Annotated in this window: 9 protein-coding genes and 5 tRNA genes; 9 read left to right on the top strand and 5 right to left on the bottom strand. The window is 27.6% G+C overall.

The window, feature by feature from the left end; all coding sequences use genetic code 11:
- Positions 1-4 precede the first annotated feature (4 nt).
- Positions 5-838 carry a hypothetical protein gene (locus CURT_RS08410; protein ID WP_018713636.1) on the bottom strand — a complete coding sequence of 278 codons (834 nt, stop codon included), beginning with the start codon at positions 836-838 and terminating at the stop codon, positions 5-7.
- A 177-nt stretch (positions 839-1,015) separates the two neighbouring features.
- Between CURT_RS08410 and CURT_RS08415 the strand changes: the two genes are divergently transcribed.
- The 7 genes from CURT_RS08415 (at position 1,016) to CURT_RS08445 (ending at position 2,696) form a co-directional block, all read left to right on the top strand.
- Positions 1,016-1,092 (top strand) — tRNA-Pro (locus CURT_RS08415).
- Between the two features lie 10 nt (positions 1,093-1,102).
- Positions 1,103-1,179: transfer RNA gene (locus tag CURT_RS08420), tRNA-His, on the top strand.
- A gap of 17 nt (positions 1,180-1,196) precedes the next feature.
- Positions 1,197-1,273 (top strand) — tRNA-Arg (locus CURT_RS08425).
- An 18-nt stretch (positions 1,274-1,291) separates the two neighbouring features.
- Positions 1,292-1,368 (top strand) — tRNA-Arg (locus CURT_RS08430).
- Between the two features lie 12 nt (positions 1,369-1,380).
- Positions 1,381-1,465 (top strand) — tRNA-Leu (locus tag CURT_RS08435).
- 398 nt (positions 1,466-1,863) lie between these two features.
- Entirely contained in the window at positions 1,864-2,229 is a 366-nt protein-coding gene (locus tag CURT_RS08440; protein WP_026320350.1) for a hypothetical protein, read from the top strand.
- Positions 2,230-2,258: 29 nt separating this feature from the next.
- A complete protein-coding gene (locus CURT_RS08445; protein ID WP_051080279.1) occupies positions 2,259-2,696 on the top strand; it encodes a zinc ribbon domain-containing protein in 438 nt (145 codons plus the stop codon).
- 56 nt (positions 2,697-2,752) lie between these two features.
- Here CURT_RS08445 and CURT_RS09525 read toward each other — a convergent pair whose 3' ends face one another.
- Genes CURT_RS09525 through CURT_RS08455 form a run of 3 tightly spaced genes read right to left on the bottom strand, consistent with a single transcriptional unit; the run spans position 2,753 to position 3,439 of the window.
- Positions 2,753-2,887 (bottom strand): hypothetical protein, encoded by a 135-nt coding sequence (locus CURT_RS09525; protein ID WP_018713637.1) that lies wholly within the window; start codon positions 2,885-2,887, stop codon positions 2,753-2,755.
- Between the two features lie 25 nt (positions 2,888-2,912).
- Complete coding sequence (locus CURT_RS08450; RefSeq protein WP_018713638.1) at positions 2,913-3,182, bottom strand: type II toxin-antitoxin system RelE/ParE family toxin; 270 nt, start codon at positions 3,180-3,182, stop codon at positions 2,913-2,915.
- Positions 3,182-3,439, bottom strand: coding sequence for a hypothetical protein (locus tag CURT_RS08455; protein WP_018713639.1), 258 nt, complete (start codon positions 3,437-3,439; stop codon positions 3,182-3,184). Before CURT_RS08455 ends, CURT_RS08450 begins: the two co-directional genes overlap by 1 nt.
- A 693-nt stretch (positions 3,440-4,132) precedes the next feature.
- Between CURT_RS08455 and pepT the strand changes: the two genes are divergently transcribed.
- On the top strand, positions 4,133-5,362 hold the full coding sequence (pepT, locus tag CURT_RS08460; RefSeq protein ID WP_018713640.1) for a peptidase T: 1,230 nt from the start codon (positions 4,133-4,135) through the stop codon (positions 5,360-5,362).
- Between the two features lie 108 nt (positions 5,363-5,470).
- Here the strand turns inward: pepT and dcuC are convergent, their stop codons facing one another.
- On the bottom strand, positions 5,471-6,781 hold the full coding sequence (gene dcuC / locus CURT_RS08465; protein ID WP_018713641.1) for a C4-dicarboxylate transporter DcuC: 1,311 nt from the start codon (positions 6,779-6,781) through the stop codon (positions 5,471-5,473).
- Positions 6,782-6,986: 205 nt separating this feature from the next.
- Between dcuC and CURT_RS08470 the strand changes: the two genes are divergently transcribed.
- Positions 6,987-8,681 (top strand): ShlB/FhaC/HecB family hemolysin secretion/activation protein, encoded by a 1,695-nt coding sequence (locus CURT_RS08470; RefSeq protein ID WP_018713642.1) that lies wholly within the window; start codon positions 6,987-6,989, stop codon positions 8,679-8,681.
- Positions 8,682-8,689: the final 8 nt, after the last annotated feature.

Genomic DNA, 8,689 nt, shown 5'->3' on the forward strand with positions numbered 1-8,689 from the left:
TTTCTCAAAACAATATAAAATAATCTTTTCTAACCTTATCAATATCAATACGCTTTCTATCTAAAAAATAAGCTTTAATTTCATCATAAGTTTTTTTATCAAAATAATAAATAAGATAATATCTTTGAGCTAGTATTCTCCCATCTGTTATATAGCCTTTTGGGATTATGGGTTCGGCGACGCAAATTGTATTAAAAAATTTAAAATCTCTTAAATTTTTACCAAAAATTATTTGGGTTATTGCTTTAAAAATTATCATATAAACATACAAAAGAAATATTGTTATTACTGAAAACTTTAAAGATATAGCAAACAATAACAAACATAAAACTATATGAAAAATTTTATTCCAAATATTATTTGTTCTTGGAAAATAATAACACCAAAGTGGTTTAGAAATTATGTGTTTTATAAGTATATTATCCACGCTTGATTTTGGCTCATCATTTTCGTAAAATCTAATAAAGTTTTGATTAAAATGTATTTGGTCATTGTTTTTTACAATATCTCTATAATAAACATAAACGCCACCAACACTAAAAAGAACAATATGATAACAAATTAAAATTATAATTATATTTAATGGTTGATTTTCCCAAAACAAAAACGAGTAAATTATAGTAGTAGTAAAAATGGCTAACCATATAGATATAAAGTGCAAATACCCAACAAAAAATCTCTCATAGCTTTTTATAATAAGTGGCTCTTTATCATAATCTCTTTTATTTGAATTTGTTTTATTGTTTGAAATTTGAGAACCTTTTAAATCACCTTTTGAAGCATTTAAATTTGTCTTATTTTTAAAATATTGCTTAATTCTTTGGTATTTTTCATCCAAATTTAATCCTTTAATTTATGCTTTATCTATTTTACTATTTTATATCTTAAAATATTTCTTAAATTTAATTTAAAAAATTTCCTATATTTTTGCTGAATTTAAAAAAACAAATTAAAATTTAATTTATCTTGACATTTATAAAAAAATCTTGTATAATTCTCCTTTACTTTTAAGTTACGGGGCGTAGCGCAGTCTGGTAGCGCATCTGGTTTGGGACCAGAGGGCCGAAGGTTCGAATCCTTTCGCCCCGACCATTTACAGATGGTGAGTGTAGCTCAGTTGGTTAGAGCATCAGATTGTGGTCCTGAGGGTCGTGGGTTCGATTCCCATCACTCACCCCATTTAAAGAATGTTTGTTGCGTTCGTAGCTCAACTGGATAGAGCAACAGACTTCGGATCTGTAGGTTGAAGGTTCGAGTCCTTTCGAGCGTACCATTGTTAATAATATTTTATGCGTCCTTAGCTCAGCTGGATAGAGCAACGCCCTTCTAAGGCGTAGGCCAAAGGTTCGAATCCTTTAGGGCGTACCATTTATAGCTAGTGCGGATGTGGTGAAATTGGCAGACACGCCAGACTTAGGATCTGGTGCCTCACGGCGTGAAGGTTCAAGTCCTTTCATCCGCACCATTAAGCTATTTTTTATCTCTCAAAGCCCCTTAAAATTTATACTTCAAACTTATAAAAATAAACTGAATGTAGCCTATGTATAGCCATAATTTAATTTTTGTATTTTTTGTAACCCTTAAGGATAAAATCTCTTATGCTTCATTGTTAAATTTAATTGATTTTTGTAAATGCGTGGGTAGTTTGTCAATAGATAGATATATTTTTTTGAGTGCAAATCATCTCTAAAGCTATAAGCTCTTGTTATGGCTATCTTTTGCGATGAATTTAACAATGCTTTCTATTTCTATCTGAAATCTAACAAAAAAAACAATTAAAATAGTTTAAGTCTTTAAACTTTTTAATAACTCATCTGTTCTTTTTAAGCTATTATCAAAAGTATTAACAAAGGAAAGCCTATAATGATACCTTTAAAATCAAACAGCTACTTTGATAGTATAAAAGGCAATATTGCTAATTTTATTCAGATAAATAACAGAGATATTTCTTTAATTAAAGAGATAAATAAATCAGAATATAAACCTTTAACTGATAAAATAGCTATAGATTTAGGACTTTGTTCTTTATTTGTAACTAATTATGGAGATAGATTTGGTAATAGCTATTTCTTTAATTATTTAAAGAAAATGGATACTATAATAACTAAATTAATATCTAACTTACAAAAGCAAGGTATTAAACCAAATCATTCTAAAAAATACAGAAAATTAATTAATAAAGTAAGAAATTTTATAAAAAATAACATAAATAGATTATTAAATTTATAGTAGATAGATATAAGCCACATGAAATTGTAATGGAAAGACTTAATTTTAAAAGCTCTAACTTATCCGAAAGATTAAATAGAATATTGCATAAATTTGTAAAAGGAGCTATAACATCTAAATTAGATGATTTTAAAAATAAACTAGGAATTACCATTACAGAAATTAATCCAGCTTATACAAGTCAAACTTGTAATAGTTGTGGCTATATAGCTAAAAATAATAGAAAAAGTAGAGATGAGTTTATATGTGTATGTTGTAATAAAAAATCCCATGCAGATATAAACGCATCTAGAAATATCTTTGGTAGAAGTTCTACCCCACTTAAAGATATTTATTTATCAAAAGCGTTTATTCTTGATAAATTGATAACAAGATTTATTGAGAGACAAAGAAGCCATTATAATTTGGCTAGTTTGATAGTTAATAATAAATATTTTAATAACTATCAACAAACTCTAGTGGAGTAGTACTATTGAATACTATTGTAAGAGAAACTATAAGTTTTCATCGTGTCTTTTTTTAATTATTCGATTGTATCTAATACCTCATCTTTAATTTTATCTTGCTTATCTATTTTGATATTTAGCTTATTAGCACTTATAAACTCTAATAATTTATCTATTGTGTTTTTATCAGCGTGTAAAGTTATAGTTTGCATTTTCAATCCATAAAATTAAAGCTTTTTATTTGCTCCAAAGATTATTTTTAAATATTCCTAAAATGTAGATATCATCTTTTAAAATTTCAAAAGGTATCACATATTTTTTATAAATCAACTTTCTGATAAATTCATTGTCTTTATACTCTGGATAAGCTAATGGGTGGTTTGGAATATTTTCAATTTTTAAAAATAGCTCATCACTAAATTTTAAAGCTCTTTGTTGGCTGTCTTTTAAGATAAAAGCAGTTATATTTTCTAACTCTTTATAAAAACGGCTTGAATAAATAATCATTAAAAGCCTTTTATAAAGTTGTAAATATTTCTTTTTACTTCATCGTGGCTTAAAAGTTTAGCAGTTTTGTTATGAATTTCTTTGCTGCGTTTTAAAACTTCTTTATAAATTTCATCATCGCTTAAAGCTGGTAAATCATCATCAAAATTACTTTTAATGTCTATTTTTTGATTTTGTTCTTTTGCTAGTTTTTCAAGTAGTTTTATAGCTTCATTTAAAAAGCTTTGATTTGCTTGTATTGTTATAGTCTTTTGCATTTTTACCCCTTTATAGCTTATCAAAGCCATAAAATAAGTTTTTATTAATTAGGTTATTTTATGTTTAAAGCCTTGAATAAAAGCTATTATACAAAAGTCAACTTTTAAATTTGCTAAATTTCATCAAAGATTTTTAAAACTTCATTTAAGCCGTTATCTTTAGTTAATTTTGCGTATCTCATTGTTTGCTTAATGTCTTTATGATTTAGCAGTTTTAATTAAAATATGTCATAAATGTGTATCATAACTCTATTAGTATCTATTATTATTGTTTGCAAAATATATATCTTTATAATCTGTACTAAAAATATTTACTTCAATAAGCTTAATCAACTATAATAGGTCAAATATTTACAATTAATTTACACTTAGAGTACATATTTTAGCAAAATTACAACTTATAAACATATTATTTTGTGATATCATGCCACTAAATATATGGCATTTATAAATAAGTTATATATTTATAGATGATCAAACTTAGAATATTGTGTCTTGTTTCGTTAAGTCCTAGGCCATTTCATCCATGCCATTAAGCTACTTTTATGCATATAAAAATTAATAAAAACTACACTTCAAATCTTATTTTGTGTAAAAAATTTCTATTAAACTTTAAATTTAAAAATTTTATTTTTATATAAATTTAAAATTTAAAGTGATAAAATATATTAAATTTTCAAAAAAGGACTAAAAATGGATATTGTAACTCGTTTTATAAACTACACTAAAATAAATACTACAACAAACAGAAAAAATGGAAGTCTTGGTATAATGCCCTCAAATCCAAATGAAACCAAGCTTGCTAAACTACTTGAAAATGAATTAAAAGAGCTAGGTCTAACAAATATAAAAAGAAGAGATAATGCCATCACAACTGCCGTACTTCCCTCAAATTCATCTAAAAAATTACCTAAGATAGCATTTTTTGCACATCTTGATACAAGTGCCGAGCAAACAAACGACACAAAAGCTCAAATCCACAAATTTAATGGTGGTGAAATTTGCCTAAATAAAGAACTTAATATCTATTTAAAAGATGAGAGTTTAAAAAACTACATAGGTGATGAAATTATAACAACTGATGGAACAAGTTTACTTGGAGCTGATGACAAAGCTGCAATTGCTTCAATTATGAATGCAGTGAAATATTTCGTTGATAATCCAAAAATAGAGCACGGTGATGTTACTGTATGTTTTGTGCCAGATGAAGAACAAGGATTACGTGGCGCAAAAGCCTTAGATATAAATGAAATTGATGCAGATTTTGGATATTGTTTGGACTGCTGCGAAATTGGAGAGCTTATCTATGAAAACTGGAACGCAGGAAATGCAGAAGTTACATTTAATGGAGTTTCAGCTCATCCTATGAATGCAAAGGGAAATTTAATAAACTCACTTTTACTAGCACATAAATTTATCTCAATGATTCCAAGTGGCGAAGCACCAGAATATACAGAAAATAAAGAGGGATATTTTTGGGTAAAAGAATTAAGTGGAAATAGTGCTCAAACTATTTTAAAGCTTGATATTAGAGAATTTGATGAAAAAAAATACCATGAAAGAATGGAATTTTTAAATGAGCTTACAAATTCCTTAAAAAAACTTTGGGGTGATGAGAGAATATCGGTAAAACTTACAGATAGATATAAGAATGTTTTTAACTACTTAAAAAATGAAGATGCAGCTCCTATAAAACTTGCTAAAAAAGCGTTTAAGAATTTAAATATTACTCCGAAAATAAAACCGATGAGAGGTGGATATGATGGCTCAGTAATATCAGAAAAAGGAATTCCATGCCCTAACTTATTCACAGGAGCACATAATTTTCACTCAATTTATGAGTTTTTGCCAGTTAGCTCATTAAAGGCTTCGAGCAACACAGTAATTGAAATAATCAAACTCGCTGCTAATTTAGAAAAATAACTAAAAAATTTAAGGCTAAAATATTATTAAATTTAGCCTTAAAAACACCATTTTAAATTCATTAGATTTAAAGAACAAAGTCTTATAAAATCTAAGACTTTTTAAATTTTATAAGACGAAAAACGCTATTGCACAAACTGATAAAAACATTCCAAGAGCTGTTCTTTTAGCTATTTCTATAGGATTTACTCCAGCAAGTCCTGCACAAACTATGCAAGCTCCTGCTATTGGGGAAGCACTTCTTCCAAGAGCACCTGAAATAGCAGCTGCCATACCAAGCTTATCTTGTGCAAAACCTAAATCATTTGCATGTATTGTTACTGCTTGATTAAAAGCAAATGCCGCTGCATCGCCTGAGCCGGTTACAACACCCATTATAAATGGCACGAAAGTTCCACCAAATTTAACAAAACTTTGGTCATTTTTAAGCCAACTTATAACAAAATCAATCGCCCCGCAAGCAGAAAGTCCAGCGACAAACACTCCTGCTGCTATGATAATACCGATAATATTTGCATACGCATTTCCCATTCCATTAAAAAATTCTTTTGTGATTTTTTCAGGATTTGTAAGGGTTACAATTATAGTTATAACAGCTCCTAAAATCATCGCTTCTGCAACACCCATTTTTGTCCAAGTTAAAAATGAAATTTTATTTAAACTAGTTCCTCCAATTATCAAAATAACAAGTGGAACAATTGGCATTAATGCATGAAGTGGATTTATTTTTTCACTATTTTCAGATGTGTTTTTGGAATTTGTTGCATCTAAAAGATAGTTTTTTCCTTTTGAGTAGTCCTTTAAGATTAGCGCCATAATAGAAATCATAATTAAAACTATAACTAAAGAAATAACAGCACTTTGAAACTGTACCTTTATAACATCTTGAACTGTATAAAGTGGATTTGTAGCTTTTACCATATCTGTTATAAATATATTGTGGGCTGAACCTGGGCTTAAAACACCTCCAAAAGTTCCAGCAAAAACAGCTGCTCCAGCCATCGCTGGCCTAACACCTGAAGCCATTAAAAGTGGTATCAATGTCGCTCCAACAGCAGCCGAACATCCAGCAGCTGATGGAATAGCTATGTTTATAAGATAAGTTAAAAACATAGTAAATGGAATTAGCAAAAAGCCAATGTTTTTCATAGGAAGAGTCAAAGCATTAACGAGTTGCTTATCACATTTTGTATATTTCATAACAAATGCAAAACCCATTGATGCGCAAATTGCTTTTATAAGTCCAGCCTTTGTCATATACTCAGTAAATGCACCAAATGCATTCATAGGCTTTAAACAAAGTAAGCATAAAATTAGCCCAACGCCTATTAAAACAGTTTTAGTTTCTTTTTTCATAACCAAAAGCACAACAACAGCAACAATGCCAAGAAGTGCTAAAATAAGCCTTAAGGTATCCATCATATTCCTTTAATTTGAAATTTTTATAGTCAAATTTTAGCAAATTTTAAATTTTATGTAAATATAATAAAAATTATATTAGTAAATATTGTCAATATTATATTTAATTTTAATTTAATATAATTTTAAGTCGAAAAGAATTTCATTTTTTCATAAGAATTATATGTTAAAATAACGAAATATGTTTCATTTTTGTGAGGTTTTTATGAGAGTATTTTTTATACTTATGCTTATTATAATTCAAATTTTTGCAAATACCTTAAACCAAATTTCTCAAACCCAAGCCAAGCAAGAAGAAGATAGACTAAAGTTTATAGAAAGTCAAAAAGAAAACTCAAATATTATTTTAACTCCTAAAAAAAATCAAATTTCAGCCATTATCTCAAACGAAAAACCCTGCTTTATTATTAATGAAATTTTATTAATCGGTAAAGATAATAATAAATTTGAAAAATATCTAAAAAAATCTTTAAAAAATGTAAAATTTAAAAATGGAAATTGTATAGGAAAAAAGAGTGTAAATATTATTTATAATTCTTTTTATAATGAAATTTTAAAAGCTGGATTGATTACAACTGCTATAAATTTACCATCACAAAATTTAAAAAGTAAAACTCTAAAATTTGAAATAATACCAGGAAAAATAGACACTATTAATATAAATGATAAAAATTCCACTAAAAATAGAGCTTCAATTTTTACTTCATTTGGCATAAACAAAAAAGGCGATATATTAAATTTAAGAGATATTGAACAAGCCTTAGAAATTTTACAAAACGCCTCTAATGGTAATGTAAGCTTTGAACTACTTCCATCAAATAAAGAAAATTATAGTGATATAAATATAACAAAAGAAGAGAAGTTGCCACTTAATTTATCTTTATCATTTGATAATTTAGGAAGTAAAGCAACTGGAAAGTATCAAGGTAGCTTAAATTTAAATGTGCTTAATTTAATGGGATTTAACGAAATCTTATATTCCTCTTACTCTAAAAATATATTTAAAGCAGACAAACAAAGTGTAGAAAATGATACAAAAAGAGGAAAAACAGACAATATTTATTACGGTATAACAATCCCATACAAAAGATTTTCTTTAGATTTTAACGAGTATAGATATAATTACGATCAAGCAATTCCTGGAGCTTTTGGAGTTTATAAATATAGTGGAAAAAGTAAAAGAAGAAATTTAACAATAAATTATCTTTATCACAGAGATCAAATTTCAAAAAACAGTCTATTTTTTAGACTTTGGGAAAAAGAAAATAAAAATTATATAGAAGACTATGAACTAGATAATCAAAGAAAAAAAACTGCTGGATACGAAATAGGTCTAAGCTCTCAAATTTTTATAGAAAATGGTCATGTAGTTTTTGGGGCAACTTATAAAAAAGGCACAGGTGCAAGAGGGGCTTTAAGAGCACCAGAAGAAGACTATAATGATGGAACAAATAGATTTGAGACAGTAACAATTGACTTTAATTTTAATAAATCATCTTTAAATGTGCCTTTAACTTATGATTTTAAATTTCACGGTATGTGGAACAATACATCTTTAACTATGCAAGAAAGACTAAATATAGGTGGATATTATACAGTTAGAGGATTTGACGGAGAAATGAGTTTGGTTGGCGATAGAGGATATTATATAAGAAATACTTTGGAGTATAGTTATTTAAATTCCCATAAACTATACGCGGCTTTTGACTTTGGCAAGGTAAGTGGAAAAAGTTCAAATTATATGACTGATAATACTTTAGTTGGCTCTGGGGTTGGCCTAAAAGGACATTTTAAAAGAAAAGTACAATATGATCTTTTTTTAGGTTTTCCACTTAATAAGCCAGAATTTTTTAAAACAGATAAAACTGTTTTAAATTTTAATACTACATACAATTTTTAAGGACAAGC

It is taken from the genome of Campylobacter ureolyticus, assembly GCF_013372225.1.
Lineage (GTDB): Bacteria > Campylobacterota > Campylobacteria > Campylobacterales > Campylobacteraceae > Campylobacter_B > Campylobacter_B ureolyticus.

What these genes read in the sequence shown, in the direction of transcription:
- CURT_RS08440 (WP_026320350.1), top strand. Translation starts at nt 1,864, where the DNA reads ATGATACCTTTAAAATCAAACAGCTACTTTGATAGTATAAAAGGCAAT.
- CURT_RS08445 (WP_051080279.1), top strand. Translation starts at nt 2,259, where the DNA reads ATGGAAAGACTTAATTTTAAAAGCTCTAACTTATCCGAAAGATTAAAT.
- CURT_RS09525 (WP_018713637.1), bottom strand. Translation starts at nt 2,887, where the DNA reads ATGCAAACTATAACTTTACACGCTGATAAAAACACAATAGATAAATTA.
- CURT_RS08450 (WP_018713638.1), bottom strand. Translation starts at nt 3,182, where the DNA reads ATGATTATTTATTCAAGCCGTTTTTATAAAGAGTTAGAAAATATAACT.
- CURT_RS08455 (WP_018713639.1), bottom strand. Translation starts at nt 3,439, where the DNA reads ATGCAAAAGACTATAACAATACAAGCAAATCAAAGCTTTTTAAATGAA.
- pepT (WP_018713640.1), top strand. Translation starts at nt 4,133, where the DNA reads ATGGATATTGTAACTCGTTTTATAAACTACACTAAAATAAATACTACA.
- dcuC (WP_018713641.1), bottom strand. Translation starts at nt 6,781, where the DNA reads ATGGATACCTTAAGGCTTATTTTAGCACTTCTTGGCATTGTTGCTGTT.
- CURT_RS08470 (WP_018713642.1), top strand. Translation starts at nt 6,987, where the DNA reads ATGAGAGTATTTTTTATACTTATGCTTATTATAATTCAAATTTTTGCA.